At 41.6% G+C, this 22,934-nt stretch carries 19 protein-coding genes and 1 pseudogene; 11 read left to right on the forward strand and 9 right to left on the reverse strand.

The features are described 5' to 3' along the window. The first annotated feature begins 163 nt into the window (after positions 1-163). The 3 genes from KDW99_RS14365 (at position 164) to KDW99_RS14375 (ending at position 3,997) form a co-directional block, all read left to right on the forward strand. On the forward strand, positions 164-1,324 hold the full coding sequence (locus tag KDW99_RS14365) for an iron-containing alcohol dehydrogenase (protein WP_255825685.1): 1,161 nt from the start codon (positions 164-166) through the stop codon (positions 1,322-1,324). Between the two features lie 69 nt (positions 1,325-1,393). Next, complete coding sequence (locus KDW99_RS14370) at positions 1,394-2,890, forward strand: CoA-acylating methylmalonate-semialdehyde dehydrogenase (RefSeq protein ID WP_255825686.1); 1,497 nt, start codon at positions 1,394-1,396, stop codon at positions 2,888-2,890. A gap of 195 nt (positions 2,891-3,085) precedes the next feature. Continuing rightward, on the forward strand, positions 3,086-3,997 hold the full coding sequence (locus KDW99_RS14375) for a LysR substrate-binding domain-containing protein (protein ID WP_255825688.1): 912 nt from the start codon (positions 3,086-3,088) through the stop codon (positions 3,995-3,997). Between the two features lie 145 nt (positions 3,998-4,142). Here KDW99_RS14375 and KDW99_RS14380 read toward each other — a convergent pair whose 3' ends face one another. Continuing rightward, on the reverse strand, positions 4,143-5,771 hold the full coding sequence (locus KDW99_RS14380) for a BCCT family transporter (RefSeq protein ID WP_255825689.1): 1,629 nt from the start codon (positions 5,769-5,771) through the stop codon (positions 4,143-4,145). Positions 5,772-6,292: 521 nt separating this feature from the next. Here KDW99_RS14380 and KDW99_RS14385 point away from each other — a divergent pair. Continuing rightward, entirely contained in the window at positions 6,293-7,042 is a 750-nt protein-coding gene (locus KDW99_RS14385) for an SDR family NAD(P)-dependent oxidoreductase (protein WP_255825691.1), read from the forward strand. After that, the gene (locus KDW99_RS14390; RefSeq protein WP_255825692.1) at positions 7,039-8,034 is read left to right on the forward strand and encodes an AraC family transcriptional regulator; all 996 of its coding nucleotides are present in this window, start codon (positions 7,039-7,041) and stop codon (positions 8,032-8,034) included. The genes KDW99_RS14385 and KDW99_RS14390 overlap by 4 nt, the downstream gene beginning before the upstream one ends. Before the next feature lie 91 nt (positions 8,035-8,125). Here the strand turns inward: KDW99_RS14390 and KDW99_RS14395 are convergent, their stop codons facing one another. Continuing rightward, complete coding sequence (locus KDW99_RS14395; protein ID WP_255825694.1) at positions 8,126-9,034, reverse strand: LysR family transcriptional regulator; 909 nt, start codon at positions 9,032-9,034, stop codon at positions 8,126-8,128. Between the two features lie 90 nt (positions 9,035-9,124). Here KDW99_RS14395 and KDW99_RS14400 point away from each other — a divergent pair, with 90 nt between their 5' ends. Genes KDW99_RS14400 through KDW99_RS14410 form a run of 3 tightly spaced genes read left to right on the forward strand, consistent with a single transcriptional unit; the run spans position 9,125 to position 11,835 of the window. Then, positions 9,125-10,237: a TauD/TfdA family dioxygenase gene (locus KDW99_RS14400; protein WP_255825695.1), complete on the forward strand. Its 1,113-nt coding sequence runs from the start codon at positions 9,125-9,127 to the stop codon at positions 10,235-10,237. A gap of 24 nt (positions 10,238-10,261) precedes the next feature. Continuing rightward, positions 10,262-10,882: an HD domain-containing protein gene (locus tag KDW99_RS14405; RefSeq protein WP_255825696.1), complete on the forward strand. Its 621-nt coding sequence runs from the start codon at positions 10,262-10,264 to the stop codon at positions 10,880-10,882. Next, the gene (locus tag KDW99_RS14410; RefSeq protein ID WP_255825697.1) at positions 10,879-11,835 is read left to right on the forward strand and encodes a PLP-dependent cysteine synthase family protein; all 957 of its coding nucleotides are present in this window, start codon (positions 10,879-10,881) and stop codon (positions 11,833-11,835) included. The genes KDW99_RS14405 and KDW99_RS14410 overlap by 4 nt, the downstream gene beginning before the upstream one ends. Positions 11,836-12,103: 268 nt before the next feature. Here the strand turns inward: KDW99_RS14410 and KDW99_RS20540 are convergent. From KDW99_RS20540 to KDW99_RS14440, 6 genes and pseudogenes are all read right to left on the reverse strand, one after another. Continuing rightward, a pseudogene (locus KDW99_RS20540) lies at positions 12,104-12,817 on the reverse strand (methyl-accepting chemotaxis protein); the annotation flags it as partial. A 465-nt stretch (positions 12,818-13,282) separates the two neighbouring features. Further along, positions 13,283-14,767: a tripartite tricarboxylate transporter permease gene (locus tag KDW99_RS14420; RefSeq protein ID WP_255825699.1), complete on the reverse strand. Its 1,485-nt coding sequence runs from the start codon at positions 14,765-14,767 to the stop codon at positions 13,283-13,285. A gap of 8 nt (positions 14,768-14,775) precedes the next feature. Then, positions 14,776-15,303, reverse strand: a complete 528-nt coding sequence (locus KDW99_RS14425; protein WP_255825700.1) for a hypothetical protein — start codon at positions 15,301-15,303, stop codon at positions 14,776-14,778. Continuing rightward, entirely contained in the window at positions 15,293-15,805 is a 513-nt protein-coding gene (locus KDW99_RS14430) for a universal stress protein (RefSeq protein WP_255825701.1), read from the reverse strand. Before KDW99_RS14430 ends, KDW99_RS14425 begins: the two co-directional genes overlap by 11 nt. Positions 15,806-16,050: 245 nt before the next feature. Further along, positions 16,051-17,409, reverse strand: coding sequence for an aldehyde dehydrogenase family protein (locus KDW99_RS14435; RefSeq protein ID WP_255825702.1), 1,359 nt, complete (start codon positions 17,407-17,409; stop codon positions 16,051-16,053). Between the two features lie 52 nt (positions 17,410-17,461). After that, positions 17,462-18,418 carry a tripartite tricarboxylate transporter substrate binding protein gene (locus tag KDW99_RS14440; RefSeq protein WP_255825703.1) on the reverse strand — a complete coding sequence of 319 codons (957 nt, stop codon included), beginning with the start codon at positions 18,416-18,418 and terminating at the stop codon, positions 17,462-17,464. 372 nt (positions 18,419-18,790) lie between these two features. Between KDW99_RS14440 and KDW99_RS14445 the strand changes: the two genes are divergently transcribed. The 3 genes from KDW99_RS14445 to hpaR all read left to right on the forward strand — a co-directional run bounded on the left by KDW99_RS14445 (position 18,791) and on the right by hpaR (position 21,716). Next, a complete protein-coding gene (locus tag KDW99_RS14445) occupies positions 18,791-19,960 on the forward strand; it encodes a p-hydroxyphenylacetate 3-hydroxylase oxygenase component (protein WP_255825704.1) in 1,170 nt (389 codons plus the stop codon). A gap of 133 nt (positions 19,961-20,093) precedes the next feature. After that, positions 20,094-21,008, forward strand: coding sequence for a p-hydroxyphenylacetate 3-hydroxylase reductase component (locus KDW99_RS14450; RefSeq protein ID WP_255825705.1), 915 nt, complete (start codon positions 20,094-20,096; stop codon positions 21,006-21,008). A gap of 285 nt (positions 21,009-21,293) precedes the next feature. Beyond that, positions 21,294-21,716 carry a homoprotocatechuate degradation operon regulator HpaR gene (gene hpaR / locus KDW99_RS14455; protein WP_255825706.1) on the forward strand — a complete coding sequence of 141 codons (423 nt, stop codon included), beginning with the start codon at positions 21,294-21,296 and terminating at the stop codon, positions 21,714-21,716. Between the two features lie 105 nt (positions 21,717-21,821). On the opposite strand, the gene KDW99_RS14460 is transcribed toward hpaR, so the two are convergent. Beyond that, entirely contained in the window at positions 21,822-22,829 is a 1,008-nt protein-coding gene (locus KDW99_RS14460) for an MsnO8 family LLM class oxidoreductase (RefSeq protein ID WP_255825707.1), read from the reverse strand. Positions 22,830-22,934 lie beyond the last annotated feature (105 nt).

Raw genomic sequence — 22,934 nt, forward strand, 5'->3', positions numbered from 1 at the left:
CCTGCTAGTGATCGCAATTGCATTATTCACAGCAATCGAACCAAGCCTTGCAAAAGCACTTTACAGTAAAACGGTTTAAAAAAAACAAGCAGTTTCAAACTGTTTTAAACCTAATAATGGACCCAATCAATTTTCTTAAAACACTTATATAGTAGGGAACCATATGTCTACTCAAATTATTCTTCCACGAATGCTACAAGTCGGCAAAGATGCCAGTCGTGCCACGCCATCGATTCTTGAGAGTCTAGGTTGCCGCCGCCCACTAATCATCACAGATAAAATGATGGTGCAGTTAGGCTATGCGGAAAAAATCCAAGCAGTTCTAGCAGAGCAAAACATGTCGGCTGATATCTTTGATGACACCGTACCAGAACCCACTGTTGCATCAATTCAATCAGGCGTTAACAAAGTAAAAAAAGGTAATTACGACAGCATTATTGCCCTAGGTGGTGGAAGCCCAATCGACAGTGCTAAAGCCATCAGCATACTAGGTAAATTTGGTGGCGAAATGCGCGATTATAAATTTCCGCGGGTCATTACTGAATCAGGTTTACCTATTATAGCCATCCCAACAACGGCAGGAACAGGTTCAGAAGTCACTAAAGTAACCATCATTACCGACGAAACCACAGACGAAAAAATGCTCTGTATGGGCGTCGGTTTTATGCCTATAGCAGCTTTAGTCGATTACAATTTAACGCTATCTTTACCCGCACGTACAACAGCTGATACCGGAATAGATGCGTTAACCCATGCAATGGAAGCGTATGTAAGTAAAAAAGCGAGCCTTTATAGTGACACGCAAGCACTAGAAGCTATGCGTCTTATTGCTCCGAATCTACGTCGTGTGTATCACGACGGTTCAGACGAAACAGCACGTGAAGCAATGATGTTAGGCTCTACCCTAGCGGGAGTGGCCTTCTCCAACGCTTCTGTTGCCTTAGTTCATGGGATGAGTCGACCTATAGGTGCAGCTTTTCATGTGCCACATGGTTTATCCAACGCTATGTTGCTTCCAACTATCACCGAGTATTCTATTCCTGCTGCCATCAAACGTTATGCCAATTGTGCTCGGGCAATGGGAGTAGCTTCTGAGCAGGATAGCGATAACAGTGCGAATATCAAACTGATTGAAGAATTAAAAGCCCTCAATAAAGAGTTGCAAGTACCAACACTGGAAGAGTTTGGTATTAACAAAGAACACTTCATGGGACTTTTAAACACAATGGCAGAGCAAGCATTAGCATCAGGCTCTCCAAATAACAACCCAAAAGTTCCCAGTGCATCAGAAGTTATTGAATTGTATAAAAAACTTTGGTTGTAAAGATTTTAAATTAAATTTGAATGCATATAGAAAACCAATATTTGGAACGTTAATTATAGGAAAATAATAATGAACACAGTTGGGCAACTAATTAATGGTGAAATCGTTATCGAAGGAACTCGCCAACAGGAGATATACAACCCATCCACTGGAGAGGTAAGCAAACAAGTCGATTTGGCTTCTAAAAAGACAGTAGAAGAAGCGATCGCTATTGCGCAGGCAGCTTATCCAGCTTGGCGCAATACGCCAGCGATCAAACGCGCTCGAGTTATGTTCAACTTCAAAAATCTACTAGAAAAAAATGCCGATATCATTTGTAAAATGATTGGTGAAGAGCACGGTAAAATCAGTCATGATGCTGCAGGTGAACTTCAACGCGGCATTGAAAACGTCGAGTATGCATGTGGTGCACCAGAACTTCTAAAAGGTGAACACAGTAAAAATGTCGGTCCGAATATCGACTCTTGGAGTGAATTCCAGCCTCTGGGCGTTGTCGCAGGTATCACCCCCTTTAACTTCCCTGCTATGGTGCCTTTGTGGATGTTCCCAATGGCCTTGGTATGTGGTAATTGCTTTATTCTTAAACCTTCTGAGCGTGACCCAAGCTCAACATTGTTTATAGCCCAACTACTAAAAGAAGCAGGACTTCCTGACGGTGTAATGAATGTTATTAACGGTGATAAAGAAGCCGTTGATACTCTATTGAATGATGACCGAATTAAGGCCGTTAGCTTTGTGGGTTCCACTCCAATTGCAGAATACATTTACACCACAGCGAACGCCAATGGTAAGCGTTGCCAAGCCCTAGGCGGAGCAAAAAACCACGCAATAGTGATGCCTGATGCGGATATGGACAATGCAGTCAATCAATTAGTTGGCGCGGCATTTGGTTCCTCTGGCGAACGCTGCATGGCACTTTCTGTAGCAGTGACAGTTGGCGATGCCGCTGGAGACGCACTTGCCGAGAAGATGCAAGCCGCTATGCAAACGCTAAATGTGGGTCCTTACTCTGATGCGAGCAATGACTTTGGTCCTGTTATCACCAAAACACATCAAGAAAAAGTTATTGGCTATATCAATAGCGCGGAACAACAAGGCTCAAAAATCGTTGTTGATGGACGTAACGTTAAAATAAAAGGCTATGAAAATGGCTTCTATGTGGGTGCGACATTAATCGACAATGTTAGCCCTGAGATGATTAGTTACAAAGATGAGATTTTTGGCCCTGTCCTGCAAATCGTTCGAGTGAACACAATGCAAGAGGCCATGGATCTGATTGATGCTCACGAGTACGGTAACGGTACTTGTATCTTCACTCGTGATGGCGAAGCAGCGCGTTACTTCTCTGATAACATTCAAGTAGGCATGGTCGGCATTAACGTCCCATTGCCAGTTCCTGTCGCTTATCACAGCTTTGGCGGTTGGAAACGTTCACTCTTTGGTGACCTTCATGCTTATGGTCCTGATGCCGTTCGTTTTTACACCAAACGCAAAACTGTCACTCAACGCTGGCCTTCTGCTGGCGTCCGCGAAGGTATTGAGTTTTCTATGCCAACAATGAAATAACTATTAAATTTACCAAAGGGAAGATAACGCGAGTTATCTTCCCTTTTTTAGTTATAGCATTAAAAAAATAATTATTTTGATACCAAATAAAGATAAAATTGCACTACCAGAAAAATTATTAACTCAGGGCAATATTTCAAATATTTGGAGACATGATTTATAGCCGACGTAGGAACTTATGTTGAGATAACAAGCATGAAAAAAAGATTACCACCGCTCAATTGGCTTCGTTCCTTTGAAGCTTCAGCCCGTCACTTAAATTTCACCCAAGCTGCGAATGAACTAAACCTCACTCAAGCGGCTATTAGCCAACAAGTAAAAAGCCTAGAGTCTCAGTTAGGCACCTTACTCTTTAAACGCTTACCAAGAGGTTTAGCACTAACAGATGCAGGGTTAGCCTATGTGCCGGCCATTCATGAATCCATTAATCGCTTAACCGCTGTGACAGATGAGTTATTTGGTCAGGGACAAAGCAAACAGGTAACTATCAGAGTCAGCTTGGTCTTTTTTACCACCTGGCTTGCCCCAAAATTGCCGTTTTTTTATGAAAAACATCCAGACATTCGTATACGCTTTACCAGCAACATTTGGCAAGAAGGAACAGAAAAAGAGCGAGAGAAAGAACGAGAAACCGACTTAAATATTCGCTATGGTAGAGGTATTTGGTCTGATGTAAAAGCAGAAAGGCTCACTTGGGATGAACTATTTCCTGTATGCAGCCCCGATCTAATAAGAGATCATTCACTACCATTACAAACAGACATATTGTCAGAACACAGACTATTGCATGTATTAGGTTATGAAGAGGGCTGGGGTTATTGGCTAAATCAAACCAATATGGATTATTCTGACAATGGCTTAGGCATCCAATTTGACACTCTAATTTCCGCGCTAGAAATGGCTAAACTTGGACAAGGCTTTGCAATAGGTCGAACGTCCCTGGTAGCAGAAATGTTGAAGGAAGGTAGCCTTATCGCGCCTTTCGAACAAAAATTAGAAACATCGGAAGCGTTTTTCTTAACTCATACTGCCCAAAAATTCCTGCACCCAAATGCCGAAACATTTAAACAATGGGTACTGGAAACTGCGCAAAAACAGCGCAATTAATACAAGTGATCCTCCCTCTCGACTGAGTAAAACATAACCTGAAGTCAATAGTAAAAAAACTTTCAGAATACCAAGAACGGTAAGGTTCGAGAGTACACTGAAAGCTTTTACTTACTGAAAACATCTATTTACTGAAAACTGCGTTTTACTTATTTCGCTCACCTCTGAGAGCTATGACAATGCAGTAGCACATCAGTAGCATTAAAATAGAGAACGGAATAGCTGTTGCTGTTACCCCCGCTTGAAGCGCAGATAAGCCACCACCGATTAATAATACGATAGCAATTAAGCCTTCAACTACAGCCCAAAATATACGCTGTGGGCGCGGTGCATCAACTTTACCACCAGCCGTAATAGTATCGATAACCAGTGAGCCAGAATCTGAGGAGGTTACAAAGAACACCAATGCCAAAATGATACCAACAATTGATGTAAAACCCGATAGTGGCAACTCATTTAGCATACCGAAAAGTGATAGTTCAGGCCGATAGCTGTCTATCACATATTCCTTGACCAAGCTGTTGTTTGGGTCAGCATATAACTGATCCAGTGCAATACCACCAAACACCCCCATCCAGATAAAAATGAACAGACTTGGAACGATAAGTACACAAATCACAAATTCTCGAACAGTACGACCACGTGAGACGCGCGCAATGAACATGCCGACAAATGGCGCCCAACTAATCCACCAAGCCCAGTAGAATACAGTCCATCCTTGGCGATAAGCGTCATCATCACGGCCAAATGGAGCAGATAATGGAATAAATTCCGTAACGTATTTAGTTAACCCCGTCCAGAAGCCGTTTAAACCTACCAAAGTTGGGCCAGCAAACAATACAAATAGGAAGAAAAGTACAGCCATGACCATATTTATTTCAGAAAGCTTTTTCACCCCTCCCTCTAGTCCACGCCATACTGACACTAATGCAACGGCCGTCACTAATGTGATTACAATCACTTGAGTTGTTGTATTGACTTCCATACCAAATATGAAATTCATTCCAGCATTTGCCTGTTTTGCACCAAGTCCTAGTGACGTAGCCAAGCCAAAGAGAGTAGAAAACACGGCCAGTACATCAATCATGTCGCCCGTCCATCCCCAAACGCGATCACCAAATATTGGAAAGAAAACTGAACGAATTGAAAATGGTAAACCTTTGTTATAGGTAAATATACCTAGACCTAGAGCCATGATAACGTAAACTGCCCAACCATGAATCCCCCAGTGAAGGAAGGTTCCGGCAAGCCCCATAGCGGTCGCTTCTTCTACTGCGCTTGGTATAAGTTCTCCATTGGCGGCAAAAGGAGATGTGATACCTAAAGGTAAAGATACGTTACCGTGATATACAGGCTCTAACACACTGAAGAATAACAGCCCGATTCCTATACCTGCAGTAAATAGTAAAGCAAACCAAGATAAGTAGCTGTGATCTGGTTTGGCATTTTCCCCTCCTAGACGGACTGAACCGTAGGGGGAAATAGCAAGAAATACACAAAACAATATGAAAAAATCAACAAGACCTAAGAAATACCAATCCAGTGTTTTGGTTGAGAAAGACACTATGGATTGAAAGATGTTACCTGCTTCCGCTGGAAAAGCCAGAGTAAGTAAAATGAAAATGATGGATGTAAGAGAGGATATTATGAATACTCGGTTGTGGATATCAAAGCCTAATGGTCCAAATGTACCTACAATATTGTCTTGCCCGACAACATAAGCTGTTTGCATATCACCTTTATTATTGGTGGGGTTAGATTTTTTATCGGTCATATCCCGCCCCTTCACATTGCAATTTACATTTTAGGTAAAACGTTTTTCGTGTCATATGTGATCCTTATTTAAACCTGTTGATTTAATTTTTTATTTTATTTATTGAGTTATTATATCCTTTTCATCTCTCTAAAATTATCTTTCCACTTTTTCGTATCTATACCCAAAATATTGACAAAACTAATTAATAAGTTAGTTGTTTATTATTAACGTTATAACTAGATTCATCTGTTATTTGAAATACGTTAATCGATAATGAGCAACATTTAGAAGCTTGTAAACTAGGTATAAACTAATGGATAACATAAGGTTTTCTTATGCAAAGGAATTTCCCCTAGATTGTTGTTGGTTTTTTGGCTTTAACAAAATCCAGACTCCGTTCAGGGCCAAACTAATCATTCTCCAATACATGGCACAAATATTGGCGCCTTACGCAACATCATTGGCGCGATTTGCAACTAATTCACTCATAATTTCTCTTACAATTGATCGACATTAATGACAGCGATATAGGCATCAACATGACAATTAAAACAGCACTTATTACAGGTGGAGCAACAGGAATTGGTAAGGCCACCGCTAAAAAGCTGGCTAGCCAAGGCATGAATGTGGTTATTTCAGGACGCCGAGAGGAATTGGCTAACGACGCAATTACTGAAATTGAGTCCGTTTCTATTAAGGGAGCTAAAGTTAAGTTTATTCGCAACGATGTGACGGACGAAACAGCTATCCAGCAAATGATTGCTCAGGTAGTCTCTGAATTTGGGCGCCTAGATATGGCAGTTAACAATGCAGGTGTCTATAACGAAGCCGCAACGCTTGATCAATCTGATACGAAAAAGTTTAATGAAATGATTGATGTGAATGTGATGGGCGTCTATTACTGCATGAAAAATGAAATTGCTCAGATGCTTAAGCAAGGTGGTGGCGCGATTGTAAACTTAGCGTCTATTGCTGGATTAAACGGTGTACCAATGACGGGGACTTATGTGGCTACCAAACATGCTGTAGTCGGGCTTACAAAGTCTGCGGCAATAGACCATGCAGTTCAAGGTATTCGTATTAATGCGGTTGCACCGGGGGCTATCAGAACAGACATTATCGCAGAGCATATTGCCGCCAATGAAGAAGGGCTTGCAGCCATGCACCCAATTAATCGTTTGGGCTATCCAGAAGAAATAGCTAATGGAATTGCATGGCTACTTTCCGATGAAGCAAGTTTTGTCATTGGTCATACCTTAAATATTGATGGTGGTTATCAAGCCAAATGAGCACTCCGGATCGAAACACACTTCCAACAGTATTTTGGTTAGCAATTGATAAGTTAGATATCAGCCGCTCTCAATTAATTCGGTTGGCGGGTTTACCTTTATCAATTGGCCATACCCAAAGTAAAGTATCCACAGCGCAATTTTTTGCGCTTTGGAACGCATTGGAACAGCTTAAGGGTGCTGATGTTGGCATTGAACTGATGACATTACTGGATAGCAGCACATTGCCGCCGTCATTTTTAGTGGCTTATCATGCCAGAACATTTCGTGATGCCTTACAACGCGTAGTCCGTTTTAAAGCACTGTGCGCGCCAGAAGAACTGAAACTCGAAATTGCCGGTCCGTATGTAAAAATTATTACACATTGGATTTATGCAGAAGACCCTCCCCCACATTCTCTAACAGATGCAACCTTTAGCTCCATTATCGCACTTGGACGCCATGGCACCGAAACACCATTAAAGCAAATCAAACTGGAACTACGGCGGTCTAAATCAGAAGCAGTCATGGACTATTTTCAATGCCCTATCAAATGGAATGCAGAACAAGATGCCCTTTATTTGAACACACAGGAATTGGAGCTACCTTTTATCAAGTTCAATGAAGAACTCACCTCCATGCTTGATAAAGCTTTGAATGAGCAATTAGATCAATATCAAGCCAATTCATCTTACACCAATAAAGTTCGCTGGTTGCTCAGAAAAACATTGACCGCTGGGCGTCCCGAGCTGAAAGCAATTGCCCGCGAACTAGCAATTAGTGAACGTTCATTACAACGCCAACTTAGTAGTGAAGGAGGAAGTTTTCAGGCAATTCTGTCTGATACTAGGCATGAACTGGCATTGGATTATTTACGTAATGCCAGTTACGAATTAAGTGAAATTGCCTATATGTTGGGCTATGAGGATCAGGCTTCTTTCTTCCGAGCGTTTCAAAACTGGCAGCATATTTCCCCTGCCAAATGGCGTGATGCCGTATTAAACCAAGGCTAATCCGAAGAAAAGAAAGACCAAAGCCATTTTAATTAAGTGTTTAAGCAAGTCTGCGGCGTTGCGCTATCAAGTTATCGACTTTAATTAATCGCTATTTATTTACTTCATTAATAAACCAATCGATAACCAATCCGATTGCGGCAGTGGATTTATAATCAGAGCAAATATGGTATCCACGCCGTGGAGATTTAAGGATGGGGTTGAATGCAATTAACTTGCCTTCTTCAATCTGTTTATCTAACAAACCTTTCCACCCCAGACAAAGACCTTGACCGGCAATGGCAGCCTCAACAACAAGCGGGTAATTTTGATAACAAAATATAATAGGCTGATCCGAAATATTGACCCCCAATGTAGATGCCCAGTTGTACCAATTTATCCACCTAGGGTCATTCTGATCTTTATGTAAAAGTGGAAGTGATCTCAAATCCCCCAAGGTTTTACCTGGTGATAGATTTAATTTTTTTGCCAATTCGGGAGAACATACTGGAAAAACTTCTTCCTCGATAAGTAGTTTTTCAAACTGATATTGGCCTAATTCATTACAGAAATGAAACGAGATATCGGAATTTAATGAAAGCATATCCTGCTTACTATTCGTTGGACGGATTTCAAATAGGTAATCTGGGAACTGGCGTTGTAATTCTGTCAACTTGGGCATCAGCCAATAAAAGGCAAAGCCAAAATAGGCGCTAATAGACACCTTTACTTTTGTTGCAGTCAAGTTAGATTTGACTTTTTCTAACGAAGATAAAAGGGGACCTAAGCCATTTTTCATGTCTTTGTAAAATTTTTGTCCTGCATCGGTTGTTACAATCGGCTTTTTAGACCTGTCAAGTAAGATACCTCCTACATATTCCTCTAACGCTCGAATGCGTTGAGAGACTAATGGCTGAGTGATACCTAATTCTCTGGCTGCAGCGGTCATAGAGCCTTTTTTTACAGTCATTTCAAAAGCAATAAGTGCCGAGATAGATGGAAAGTCAGTTTCTTTTATCATTAGATTTCTGCATGTAACACATTAGAATTTAAGTCTGCCTTGTGGAAAGAATATAACAGATACTGATACCAATATATGGGAGAGACAAATATGAAACAAGTAACATTTTCAGTCAATAAAGAGAATAATGCTTTGCTAGGCCAGTTTGAAGGGGAGAGCATTGAGCTACCTGCTCTATGGCTTCGAGAGCGCTGTCAAGACGAACTGCACTTAGACAGAGTAACCAAGCAACGCCTTTTCGATCCACATCAACTTCCAGAAGACCTTCGCGTTAAGAAAATAGAGTCTCTATCTGCAGATAAACTACAAATCTCATTCAGCGATGGTTATGAAGGAACTTATAACATAAATGAATTTGATGCTGATTTTGACATTTGGGATGGGGCACCAGAACCAAAGCCATGGTTAAGCGATGTCGATAAATCTAATTTCTATGTGGAATATGAAGACCTAAGATCAGAAAAAGGTCTTTTTAATGCACTAAAAACCTTTATAACATACGGCCTTATTATCGTTAACGGCGTACCTGAGCGCTCGGACACTGTCCTAGAGGTCGCCGAATTTTTCGGACATGTCCGTCAAACTAACTTCGGTAAATATTTTGAAGTTTATACCCGACCAGACTCTAACGATTTAGCCTATCGTTCCGTATCTCTTGGACCACATACTGATAACCCTTATCGAGACCCAATGCCTGGCATACAGCTACTGCATTGTATTAAAAATGAAACTACAGGTGGACTATCAACACTTGTTGATAGTCTTTCTGTTATAGAGCAGCTACGTAAAGAAGACCCGCATGGCGTAAAACTACTAAGCACAATACCTGTTCGCTACCGTCACTTTGATCAAGATGTCGACCTCATTGAGCGCCGCACCATGATTCAGCTGGACTCGGCTGGACGAGTCGAAGGCGTCGCCTACAGTCCCAGATTGGATTTCTTACCATTATTGCAACCAGAAGAACTAAAAGTATTTCATAGAGCACGCAAGAGATTGGGTCTGTTATTCTCCGATGCACGCTTTGAATGGCGCTTCAAACTGGAACCAGGTCAGCTTCAAATGTTCCATAATACTCGAGTCTTACATGGTCGAACCTCTTTTGACCCGAATGAAGGACTTCGTCATTTACAGGGAGCCTATATCGATCTTGATGAGCCTAAAGGCCGTTATTTAGCTCTCAAAAGAAGGCTCTTAGCGTAAACCTAAAACCAGCAGGAGAAAGAAATGGAAAAAGTACAGTTTCGCCAAATGAAAGATGGCACAAAAGAAGAATACGATTTTTTAGAAAAGCATGAAAGTGACTACGCAGCGGGCTTGCCTGATAGAATTCTTAGCGCTCTTAGAAACCTTGAAAACAGCTTGTCAGGTTATCAAGTGACAAGGTTAGAACATTCTTTACAAACAGCAACTCGAGCAGAAGCTGATGGCGCAGACGAAGAGATGGTCCTTGCTGCGCTTATACATGACATAGGAGATGATCTTTCACCATACAATCATTCGCAACTTGCCGCTTCAATTATACGTCCATACGTGAGGCCTGAGGTTACATGGATTATTAATCAACATGGCTTATTCCAAAATTATTACTATATTCACTTTTATGGCGGCAACCCTAATGAACGTGACTACCTCAAAGACCACCCTTGGTATCAAAAGTGCGTCGATTTCTGCGAGAAATGGGATCAAGCATCATTCGACCCAGATTACCCTACCAAACCTTTAGAATATTTTGAGCCATTAGTCCGAAAAATTTTCACAAGGCCAGCTTTTTCCGAACAATACGTAGGCTCACAAACAATGGGCAAAAGCTCAGTTGATATAGCTATGTCGGGAGTAGCTATATGAATAAAAATGTCCTAACGTGCAACAACATGCTTGAAGCAATCGGTAACACGCCTGTTGTTAAGCTTAATAACATCCTCCCCGCTGGTTGTGCTGATGTTTATGTAAAGCTGGAATATTTCAATCCTACTGGCTCTTATAAAGATCGAATGGCAAAGACAATGGTCGAAGAAGCTGAAAAACGGGGAGAATTAAAAGCAGGCATGACGGTCGTGGAAGCAAGCGGAGGCAGCACTGGCTCCTCACTCGCATTCGTTTGTGCTGTAAAAGGTTATAAATTTAAAATCATATCGTCGAATGCTTTTGCCTCAGAAAAATTAAAAACTATGGATGCATTTGGTGCAGATGTAGAAATCATACACAGTGAATCAGGAAAAATTAGTGCTGACCTGATTCCCAAGATGATTAGCCAATCTGTTGAGTATGGCAAACTTGCGAATTTTTATCCCACCGACCAATTTTCAAACCGCGATGCATTAATTGGTTACGAGGTGATCGGCCAGGAAATTGCAAAACAGTTTCCACAAGGTGTGGATGCATTTTGTGGGGCGGCAGGTGTTGCTGGAATGATAATGGGCGTTGCTACAGTATTGAAGCAAATTAACCCTGAAACGAAGATTTACGTGCTTGAGCCTGACACTTCTCCGATGATATCGAAAGGGTATGCTGGTGAGCACCATGTAGAAGGTATCGGTATTGGCTTTATTCCGCCCTTTCTAGACGAAAAGCTCTACGATGAAGCATGGGGAATATGTGAACTTGAAGGCCGTAAAATGTGTCGAGAGCTAGCCGAAAAGGAGGGTATTCTTGCAGGCACATCTACCGGACTTAATGTCGTGGCCGCCATCAAACTTGCCAAAACATTAGGGCCAGGTAAAACCGTTGTTACAGTGGCATGCGATACAGGGATTAAATACATGGCTGGTGGACTATTCAACAAACAAACGGAGCAATAATAATGAATCAAAACTGCACTCCTTGGAGACAGTAGAATACCAGTAGCACTAACTGATGGTGAGCCTACTATGTCTTTCACTTTATAGAAAGTCTGATAAAAGAAATGCGACACAAGCAAACGCATTCAATGAATGTTGAATGCTTTTTCTGTGTACCGAAATAAAAAATGATTCCCCAGAAGGTCGTTCAAGCATTTTCGGATGGCCTGCTGTGGCACCCTTTGCACACTACTGTATTTGAGCACAAAAATAAGCCGCTAATACTGTGCTATGCATCCAATAGATTTTCGATGCAGCTTAAGAGATGACGCTGAACCTTTACTAAGCCCACTTCAATTTCTTGAATGGCGCTATTTATCTCATCAATAAGCGGTTCTGCAGCCTCATAGTCTTGTCTCGAGGTGTTCTTCAGTAAGTTTTCACCAAGTTCAAATAGGCGAAATAACGGAGCTTCAATGGCTTTAAAGGCGTCATGACTTCGATAATTAAAATCATCATCGTCGCCATGTATATACCACTCAGCGAAGACGGTTTTATTTATATCAAGTACATCACTATTAACTTGCAGCCCATTTAACCACGATGAAATCCAAGCATCTTTTAAATTTACTAATTCAAACAATGAAGTCGATCCATGCCCGTACAGCATCGCTTTGTAAGCCGCCGAAATAATGAGCTCAGAAGTAGTATTGGTTTTGGCCATGCTTGACTGGATATTAACGGAATGCTCATGGTGTAAATTAATGCCTTCATTTAACACCTGAATTCGTCGATCGACTTCTGCGGTTGTGGTTTGAATACGCTGCACCAGTGTCGAAATTTCATCGCTGGACTCTCTTGCACGACTCGCCAATCCTCTCACTTCATCAGCTACGACGGCAAAGCCGCGACCATATTCACCAGCGCGAGCCGCTTCAATAGCCGCATTCAGTGCTAACAAGTTAGTCTGTTGAGATATTTTATTAATCACCTCTGCAAAACTATCGATCTCAGTCGCTAAACTTCGCAAGGTTAGCACTTCGACTAAGCTTTTTTCTGCGTCTTCAGACATAAGCTTGGTTGCTTCACAAAGTTTATTCAGCTCTAAATTACTCTTTTGATTTTCACTTTTGACTTCTTCAACTTTACTCATTGGCTCAAACAGCTCTTCAGATACCTGATTCACTATTTGCGTAATAGGCACTAAAAGCCCACTCATTCCACTTAATAAATTTGTAGTAAAGTCTAAGCCATTCCCTGTATTTCCTTGAGAAGATAACTGTTCTTCCAATAACGTTATTTTAGCGTCCTGCTGATCCATTAGTGACTGAAGTTGCTGGTTTTTATTTTCTAATGAGAAAATGATGTTCTTTTGTTCTGTTATTATTTTCGAATTTTTAAAAGCAAACATAACCACTTCCATAAAAAAGGGCCTCAACCTAAATTGAAACCCTATGAATATTAATGATCAAGCTACACGACGCTTTTCTCTAATTTTGCTATAAGTAAATACAAAAATAGATAAAAGAGTCACACTAAATAAAGTCAATGCAATTGGACGATCTAAAAAGACATCAAAACTGCCATTAGATACACCTAAAGCCTGACGCATGCGATTTAAGAACACTGGCCCCAACACCAAACCTAAAATAATAGGCACAGCGGGGATATTATTTCTTTTCATAATATAACCAATCACTGAGAACCCGAGTGCAATAAAGGCATCTGTAAACTGATAATTCTGACTGTAAGCCCCTAGGAAACCGAGAACAAAAATCAGTGCACCAATAAAACGGCCACGAATCCGAGTAATATTTACGATAAACCTCGAAGCAAAAGTTAAGTAGATGAAGATAAAAATATTCATCACGAACAAAGCCACATACAGACCGGAAATAAATTCAGGGTGTTCAGTAAATAATCTTGGACCTGGCGTATAGTTATGAACCATAAATACCGACAGTAGCATCGCCATTAAAGCATCAGCAGGAATACCAAATGCTAACAAAGGCACCAAGACAGACGCTGTTACCGCATTATTTGACGTTTCTGAAGCGACGATGCCTGCCTCAGCGCCTTTACCGAATTCATCAGGATTCTTCGAAAACTTCTGTGCCAAAGTATAGGAAAAGAACTGGGATCCAAATTCGCCAACGCCTGGCAATAGCCCCATCACGACCCCTAAAATTGCCGAACGTATTGCCGTCACTTTATTGCGCATCAAAACAAAAAAGCCTTCAAAACGCCCAGATCCCTCTAACTTCGTTTTAAAAGAGTCATTACCTTTTGCAGAAATCAGTACATACGCTTGCGACATAGCAAAAAGGCCAATCACTGCGGGGACTAATGGCACCCCAGCTAACAGCCAAGGTTGGTCAAAAGTGTAAACTTGAGTATTAAAAGATCGGTCAATACCGACCGAACCTAAAAACATACCAAGACCAATCATAGCAGCAGCTTCAAGGGCATATTTATTGTGCGCTAGCACGACAAACACCATCCCAAGTAATGCCAGCATGGCAAATTCTGCGCTACCAAATAGCGTCGCGACCTGAGACAAAGTCGGTGCAAAAAACACTAACGATAGAACACTGACGATTCCACCAAAAAATGAAGACGTATAGGCAATCGATAACGCCTTTTTGCCTTCCCCACGTTTGGCCATGGGATAACCATCATAAGTGGTAAGAACAGCCACCGGCGTTCCTGGTGTATTCATTAATATGGCAGGGATAGCGCCGCCATACCAAGCACCACCATAAACCCCTAACAATAATGTCACACCAAACAATGGTTCCATTGTAAAAGTTAAAGGCAACAATATCGCCATTACACCAGCGGGTTCTAGCCCGGGAATGGAGCCGATAGTGACACCAATAAGGGCACCGATAATAACAGCCCATATGACGCCGTTACCAAATACTTCATTGATACCTAATGCTATTAAATCCATAAAAATCTCTAAAAGTATTTATTCATAAACCAAAGGGTTTCACCGCTGAATAGCGTTTCATACAAAAGCACGTCTGGAATCCAGATATTTACCCCAACTCTAAAGATTAGGACAATTAATGCGACAGCAATAAAGGTGTTCAGCACCCAAATTCGCGACATTAGACGACTAAGCCAAACAATAGACAAAACAAACAACAGAGTTGATAGAGTAAAGCCAAGGATCGTAATAGCGTTGACATAGACAAAGAAAAGAATGCCAGTAATAACAACCATACGGTAATAGCTTAGGCTTTCTACAAAGCTTTCCAGCAAGCTTTTTTCTCCCTCTATCGGCCTAATCACCAACATGAGTTTGATAAAAGAAAAAAATGCTAATATGCCCAAGCCAAATAAAGGTGCGACATACGGCTGGGTATACCAACCATGATCACGTTTAATTTCGAGAGTGTGGCTTTGATAAGTAAAAATTAAATAGACACTAACGATGGTTATGACCAGAAAAAACAGCTTGGATTTACGGTGCTCATATTCCATTTTTACCCCCCTCTTTTTTACTAACAACAGTATTAGAGATAGGCACAATCAAAACAGGCACGGTCGTATTATGAATAACTTTCTGTGCCGTTGAACCTAGGAACATACGAGACAAAGCATTGACACGACGATCCCCCATTACAACCATGCTCGCCTCAACATCTTTTATCGTGTCGACAATTTTTTTAGCTGGGTCGCCAAAACGAACCACAACGTCAATGCTGTCTTCACTGAACTCAATATCACTCAACTCTTCAGCAACGAAATTATGGATTCGCAGCTTCATATAAGTTCGTATCTCGTCTTTCAACGATTCCAAATGCGCATCATGCGCTTTCTTTAATTTGAACCCCACAAAAGAGTCATCATTACCACGGTGAAACTGATCAGAAACATGCAGGAAAAAGATCTTGCCGTTAGAGCAAGCAGCCTGTTCTAACGCTGCGCGCAGTACGACTCGACTCCCTTGTTCTAAATCAGATGCATATAAAATATTTCGCATTTATGGACTCCAAGAGGCCTTTCACAATGTCACGAGCATAACCAAGAAAAGATAAAACAGACGAAAAAGCAGATAACTACATGAATATAGTTATTAAGGCGACGCAGATAGCCGAGGCCGAGTTCATGATTTATCAATACACATCTAAAGTCTGTTTTTAACAAAGTATTGGTGAGCGCTGTAGTCATGCAAAGGTCTTCCGAAATATAGCCATCTAAACCATGGCTATACTTCAGCGTAAGAACTTACTTCGCTCGGTTAACAACCTTACGAACCGTGTTCTCTAACAACCCCTCCATACCAAACTCGACGCCCAATCCAGATGATTTATTACCACCAAAAGGGACGTGAGGTAGCACTTCTGCATGGTTATTTACCCATACCGTCCCTGAATCAAGCTGATCAACAACCCAATCTAGTTCAGCGCAAGGCTCACCCCACACAGAGCCACCTAAAGCAAACTCTTCGTGAATAGCTTTTGACATAACCTCGTTAAGATCATCGTAAGGAATAACAGGAAGCACCGGACCAAATTGTTCATGACAAACCACATCAATACTGTGCTGTGGGTCTTTAATAATGGTAGGCGCAATAAAATACCCATCTAAGCCAGACGGTAAATCTGCGGCAATAACCTCAGCCCCAGATTCACGTGCATCAGCAATCATAGCTTTCACCTTTTCATACTGATTTACGTTTTGCACAGGCCCAAAAGTCACGCCTTCTTGCGTACCATCACCAACAACTTGCGCCGCGGCTATTTTTACTAAAGCATCGCATAAAGCTTCATATTTAGAACGGTGGACATAGAGGCGTTTTAAACAAGCGCATGTTTGCCCCATATTGACAAAAGAAGTCATGAAAATCTTTTCGGCAATCTTCTCAACATTGGCATTTTCTAAAACAATCCCAGCATCATTACCACCCAGTTCCAGTGTTACCTTTTTCAGGTCACCGGCAACCAAAGAAGCAATACGCTTACCTACCGGTGTTGAACCAGTAAAGACCACTTTTTTAACATCAGGATGCGATACCAAAGGTTCGCCAACTTCTCTTTCACCGATAACACACTGTACTAAGTTTGGTATTGTGTGCTCATTAATAATATCGACTAAACGAAGTGTATTAATGGGCGTCAAAGAAGAAGGCTTAATCACCACGCTATTGCCCGCACGAAGGGCTGGCATGATATGCCAAATGGCAATCATTAAAGGCCAGTTCCAAGGCGTGATGGAGGCAACGACACCAACGGGCATACGATGCACCTCAACACGACGCTCTTCACTGTCTTCCAGCACTTCTGGTTCGAGTGTTAAATCTGCGTTGTAGTGAGTCCATCCCACAGCACCGCCCACTTCAAACTGAGCAAGAAACAATGGCTTTCCTTGCTCTGCTGTAATGATTGCAGCCAGCTCAGGCGCTGCCGCCTCAATGGCATTAGCAACATTATGTAAGGCTGCTGTACGCTCTTCGTGAGATTTCGCACTCCACTGCTTAAAAGCAATCTTAGCGTTTTCAACAGCACTGTTTACGTCGTCTACTGTTGAAGTCTGAATCGACTTATAGGTTTGCTTAGTCGCAGGATTAATAATATCTAAAGCCATGTTTCCACCATTCTTTTTATTTTGAGCAATACGATGTGCAAAAAATGAATAACTATTTATTCTCAGCTACTAATTTTTTTGCATTTTCGAAGTCAAGTTCGATCAACTTTTGTGCGTTTTTCGAGTTTGTCCAGTACACACTCGCACCTGTATTCTCTTGCAATTTCAACACGTCAGGTGACTGAAGGGCCGTCTCGGCAATAGCCGCAATTTTGTCGATAATAGGTTGCGGAGTGCCTTTTTTCACAAACAAACCATTCCATAGGGTTTGAGAAATACCCGCTACTTCATTCAAAGTTGGTACATCTGGTAAAATAGACAGACGCTGGAATGTGAAAGAAGTTAAAACCTTCACATCTTTTGAATCCAAGCAAGGAAGAATTTGTTGTGTCGTTGTATTGATAACATCAGCATCGCCATTGGCTAATGCAGAACAATCTAATGCATCAAAGGCTGAATCGGAGGCAAATTTAAACCCTAATTTTTTCGCGGCTTGAAAAGTAACAGCCGTTGGCGTCGCTTCATAACCAAAGTGACCTAAAGACACATCGTGTGTTTTTGCATACTCAGCCAACTCCGGCAATGTGCTGTATGGCGCATCCGATTTAACGGCAAGAACAAATGGATAATCTAGAAAAATCCCAACTGGAACAAACGCATCAGCAGGGTACGGAGCATTCCCGCCTACGACTTGGCTTGTTACTAGATCCACCACAAAAGAACCAATCACACTACCATCAGGACGAGATTGCGCCACTGTCGTTGCACCAAGTACACCACCGCCACCAGGCTTGTTAACCACAGTCGCTGGTACGCCAGTTTCTTTCGACATTTCTTCAGCAATAACGCGTGTCAAAACATCTTCCAAATCACCAGGAGGAAATGGAACGATGAATTTAACCGGTCGATTCGGGTAGTCTGCCGCGAATGTCACCGTACTTGCCAATGAAGAAATAACTAAGGTTGAAGCGACCAGCGCTTTTAGAGCAAAAGATATTTGTTTTTTCATTTTTATCGTTCCTTTTTAGTAATACAGATCAAACCTACACCCTCAAGCAAGCGCCTTCTATGTCCCGATAGGGATATTTTTATCCCTATCGTTTAACAATTTAAGCTGGTCTTACATTGAAACGAGAACAACTCAGCCTAGTCGTATATTCATTATTTTGTGACCTTGTTCTACCCCTAAATTAGTTAACATGTTCACTAATTTCAAGTGTTTTTTAATTATTTATTGCACTTTTTATGAATCACTATAAAAGCCCTTTTTTCTTTTTTTCTAGAAAAGTCCTAAGTTTTGCCTGAAAAACACATTCCTTAAAAAACATCAAATATCAATACTGTAAAAACTCGATACAAAAAAAATAAGAGGACACATCACATGAAACGTCAAAATCCATTATTGGAAGAGCTAAAAAAAGCACTTCCTGAAATCGCTAGCAATGCAGACAAAGCGGAAGATCTTAGAAAAGTACCTACTGAAAATATTGAACTGCTCAAAAAAGTAGGATTACACAAAGCCTTTCTGCCTAAAGTCTATGGTGGTTATGAGAACTCCTTACCAGAGTTTGGCGACTGTATTGCGGCACTTGCTGGGGCGTGCGCGAGTACGGCTTGGGCGTTTAGCTTACTTTGCACTCACAGCCATCAAATTGCCTTGTTTCCTAAACAGGCACAAGACGATGTTTGGCAAGACAATCCCGATATGTTGGCCAGTAGCAGCATTGCCCCTTTTGGCAAATATCAAGAAACCGATGGCGGTGTTATTTTTACGGGGGATATGCGCTGGAGCAGCGGCTGTGAACATGCCCAATGGGCGCTTTGCGGTTTTCTAAGAGAAAACAAAGAAGGTACAAAGGACCACTGCTTTGCACTGATTCCTGCGACTGACTACAGTATCGACGATGATTGGTATGCTGCCGCGATGAAAGGCAGCGGCACTAAAACACTGGTCATACGTGACAAATTTGTACCAGAACACAGAATCCAAAAAGCCAAAGATATGATGGAAGGAAAGTCTGGCGGCTTTGGTTTATACCCAGATAGTAAGATTTTTTACGCCCCTTACCGACCTTACTTTGCATCTGGCTTCTCTGCGATCAGCTTAGGCATAGCAGAGCGCATGCTAGAAGCATTTAAAGAAGCAACTCAAGGTCGAATTCGTGCCTATACAGGCGCCAAAGTGGGTACTGCCACACCTGCGCTATTACGAATTGCTGAGTCCACCCATCAAGTCATGGCAGCTCGAGCTTTTTTGGAAAAAACATGGGATGAACACGCCGAATACGCTGAAGCTCATCAATATCCTGATCGAGCAAAATTAGCAGAATGGCGAACCAACCAAGCTTATGTGGTGAAAATGTGTATTGATGCTGTAGATCGTTTATTCAGCAGCATGGGCGCAAGTCATTGGTATCTGGATAAAGAAGCACAACGCTTATTCCGTGATAGCCATATCACTGGCGCCCACGCTTACACAGATTACGACGTTTGCGCGCAAATATTTGGGCGTGAATTGATGGGCCTAGAACCCGATCCATCCCTACTTTAAGCCCTCATAAATCACCTTAAAGGGGGCAGATACCTTAAACACCAGACTGATGTTGAACTGATACTGGCATTATTTAAAAGGGATCTGCCCCCTTTAAAAACGAAATAAATACATAAGAATAAGAGAGAATATTATGAGCTTCGACCCTAAAGAATTCCGCCGATGCCTTGGCAATTTTGCGACAGGCGTAACCGTTATTACCGCAAAATCCTCTGATGGAACGCAAGTTGGTGTAACGGCTAACAGTTTTAATTCTGTCTCCCTTGATCCGCCTCTTGTGCTATGGAGCATTGTTAAAACATCAAGCAGTTATGCTATTTTTGAAAATGCAGACCATTTTTCTGTCAATATTTTAGCGGCAGATCAAATTGATTTATCCAATAATTTCGCGAAACCAAGCGATGATAAATTTGCCAATATTAAGACACTAAATGGTGTCGGTGGTGCACCTCTATTGACAAACACAGCCGCTAATTTTCAATGCGAAAAATACCAAGTTGTCGACGGTGGTGATCATTGGATCATGATAGGCAAAGTCGTTGCGTTTGAAAACTTTGGCCGCGCGCCGTTACTTTACGTACAAGGCAGTTATGCTGGTGCGATTCCTTTTACAGGAGCTAAAACACCGGCTCAAAATGTCGCATCAGATAAAACACTGGCACGTTTGCATGACAGTGCTATTTATCTGATGCACAAAGTGCTGCAAAAAGTCCAAGAGAACTACCTGCCAAAGCAGTCTGCAACAGGACTAAGCACCAGTGAAGCTCGATTGCTACTTGTCTTAAGTGACACGGCTGGAATCACCATTGATGATTTAACTAACTTGGTAACTATTCCATCGGTTGATGTCATCGACGGTGTTGAAAGCCTAAAAGGCTTTGAGCTGATTAACAGCGACCTTGAACTTACTAAAAAAGGCCAAGAGATGGCTGAGCGCTTGTGGGCGATATCAGACCAACAACAAGCCGATATCTTTGCCAACCTGAAAGAAGACGAATTAAACAGTTTTAAACTTCAGTTACATCAATTACTAAAACAGCTATCTTAATTAACAAGGGCTCATTGACCTTTAAGATAAAAGCAAAAAAATCCCCTCGTGGGATTTTTTTATGTATGTATAATATCTTCCTAATTAACAAGTTAAGTTATTGATTGCAGCAATGATCCCCACCCCACATGATTGCCTTTGCTATCTTAGTCGGTACACTTTTAGCAACCGTTACCCATAACAATAATAGAACCATGAAATAGCCACGGACCCATGCGCTAGCATTCTATTTAGAAAGCGCATTTGATACTTTAAGACAATATTTTTAGGAATGAATGAGATTACATGAAAAGATTAGAAGACTCCCTGACACTGCAATTATTAAGAGCACGTGAATCATCCATGACTTTTTTTAGGCCTGTGCTCCAAAAAGCAGGCTTTACTGAGCAACAATGGCGAGTCTTACGTGTTTTAAATGATCATGAAGAATTAGAAGCAAAACAACTGGCGCATTTGTGCTGTATTCTTAGCCCTAGTTTGACGCGCATTATTACGCGCTTTGAAGATGATGGTTTTATAAAACGCAAAAAATCCCCTACTGATCAGCGCATATCCTTGCTTTCGCTCACCTCTAAAGCCAACAAAGTTGTCAAAGAATTCCGCCCTGAAGTGGATGCGGCTTACCAACGGCTCAAAGACAAACTGGGAGAAGATAAGCTTAAAGAACTCAGTCGGTTATTGAGCGATATTATTGCTTTAGAGAGTTAATATTTTTTATTCAGCATACGCTTATGGTGACATAGATCTTCAATCGCAATGAAATAGGCAATCTCTCAGCCTATTTCATTTGCACTGCCTTTTGAGTGTTAAAGCTTACAAATTCTTCGATAATAATCGGTAACTATCTAAACGATCCGCTTGACTATGTGTCACGGTAACAAGAGAAATTTCATCAGTGTTAAATGTCTCAGCCAGAGATTCCATTTCGGCCCAACACTGCTCTGATGTGCCTATCGTATAACTGGCCTCAATACGGTCAAACATAGCTTGATGAGAAACGGGCATGGCGTGATACCTATCTCGCACTTGAGCTGGTGTTAAAAAGTCTTCCCGCTCGCCGATTTGAGTAGCAAATTTACGATACACGGCGGTACCTGCCCGCAATTTTGCTTCCTCTTCTGTTTCTGCGCAAATACAAGCAATAGCCAACATCCTTTGTAATGCTCGCTCATGCCCTGCCTGTTGCCATGCTTTCTGATGAGCGTCAAAAATACGTGGATGACAGTTTTCAGAATCAATAAATCGTGCCAAAGCCAAATGATAGCCTAATTGCCCAGCCAACTCAGCACTGCCGCCACTTGATCCTAGCATCCATAAATCTGGTACATCTTGCACTTCGGGAATTACATGTATCGTGCTAAAAGGATGCCCCTCCTTAAAAGAACCATGAATAAAACTTTCTAGTAAATCCGCTTGTTCTGCATAAAACTGACCATTAGAGGCTTTATTAGGAAAAGCTAAAGCGGCCGATGTTATAGCGGAACCACCAGGAGCACGCCCAACACCAAGATCTATACGACCAGGAAAAAGTGATGCCAGCATAGAAAAGCACTCAGCCACTTTTAACGGACTGTAATTAGACAGCATCACGCCACCGCTACCTATCTTCATTCGCTGCGTGATACTGGCCAAATGCGCGACTAAAATTTCAGGGCAAGGATTTGCAAAGTGCACACTGTCATGATGTTCTGCTACCCAGTAACGGTGATAATTCAACTCATCACATAATTTTGCCAACTCGACCGTTAGTAAAGGGGCGTCACTTTTGCTATGGGAACCGTGGACTGGCGTTTGGTCCACAACCGATAATTTTATCTTCATAGGTCGCTCTCATCATTAAGAATATAATTAACATGTTAACTTATTTATTCTGATTGATGAAGTTTCACTAAGCCCCCATTTTTAGATGACATGTCCCATTAGCTA

Source organism: Marinomonas rhizomae (assembly GCF_024397855.1).
Taxonomy (GTDB): Bacteria; Pseudomonadota; Gammaproteobacteria; order Pseudomonadales; family Marinomonadaceae; genus Marinomonas; species Marinomonas rhizomae_A.

Bases quoted from the DNA above. Each gene is read 5' to 3' on its own strand.
- KDW99_RS14430 (WP_255825701.1), bottom strand. From the start codon at position 15,805: ATGCGAAATATTTTATATGCATCTGATTTAGAACAAGGGAGTCGAGTC.
- KDW99_RS14450 (WP_255825705.1), top strand. From the start codon at position 20,094: ATGAGCTTCGACCCTAAAGAATTCCGCCGATGCCTTGGCAATTTTGCG.
- KDW99_RS14440 (WP_255825703.1), bottom strand. From the start codon at position 18,418: ATGAAAAAACAAATATCTTTTGCTCTAAAAGCGCTGGTCGCTTCAACC.
- KDW99_RS14385 (WP_255825691.1), top strand. From the start codon at position 6,293: ATGACAATTAAAACAGCACTTATTACAGGTGGAGCAACAGGAATTGGT.
- KDW99_RS14445 (WP_255825704.1), top strand. From the start codon at position 18,791: ATGAAACGTCAAAATCCATTATTGGAAGAGCTAAAAAAAGCACTTCCT.
- KDW99_RS14380 (WP_255825689.1), bottom strand. From the start codon at position 5,771: ATGACCGATAAAAAATCTAACCCCACCAATAATAAAGGTGATATGCAA.
- KDW99_RS14460 (WP_255825707.1), bottom strand. From the start codon at position 22,829: ATGAAGATAAAATTATCGGTTGTGGACCAAACGCCAGTCCACGGTTCC.
- KDW99_RS14365 (WP_255825685.1), top strand. From the start codon at position 164: ATGTCTACTCAAATTATTCTTCCACGAATGCTACAAGTCGGCAAAGAT.
- KDW99_RS14400 (WP_255825695.1), top strand. From the start codon at position 9,125: ATGAAACAAGTAACATTTTCAGTCAATAAAGAGAATAATGCTTTGCTA.
- KDW99_RS14390 (WP_255825692.1), top strand. From the start codon at position 7,039: ATGAGCACTCCGGATCGAAACACACTTCCAACAGTATTTTGGTTAGCA.
- KDW99_RS14435 (WP_255825702.1), bottom strand. From the start codon at position 17,409: ATGGCTTTAGATATTATTAATCCTGCGACTAAGCAAACCTATAAGTCG.
- KDW99_RS14420 (WP_255825699.1), bottom strand. From the start codon at position 14,767: ATGGATTTAATAGCATTAGGTATCAATGAAGTATTTGGTAACGGCGTC.
- KDW99_RS14395 (WP_255825694.1), bottom strand. From the start codon at position 9,034: ATGATAAAAGAAACTGACTTTCCATCTATCTCGGCACTTATTGCTTTT.
- KDW99_RS14425 (WP_255825700.1), bottom strand. From the start codon at position 15,303: ATGGAATATGAGCACCGTAAATCCAAGCTGTTTTTTCTGGTCATAACC.
- KDW99_RS14410 (WP_255825697.1), top strand. From the start codon at position 10,879: ATGAATAAAAATGTCCTAACGTGCAACAACATGCTTGAAGCAATCGGT.
- KDW99_RS14405 (WP_255825696.1), top strand. From the start codon at position 10,262: ATGGAAAAAGTACAGTTTCGCCAAATGAAAGATGGCACAAAAGAAGAA.
- hpaR (WP_255825706.1), top strand. From the start codon at position 21,294: ATGAAAAGATTAGAAGACTCCCTGACACTGCAATTATTAAGAGCACGT.
- KDW99_RS14370 (WP_255825686.1), top strand. From the start codon at position 1,394: ATGAACACAGTTGGGCAACTAATTAATGGTGAAATCGTTATCGAAGGA.
- KDW99_RS14375 (WP_255825688.1), top strand. From the start codon at position 3,086: ATGAAAAAAAGATTACCACCGCTCAATTGGCTTCGTTCCTTTGAAGCT.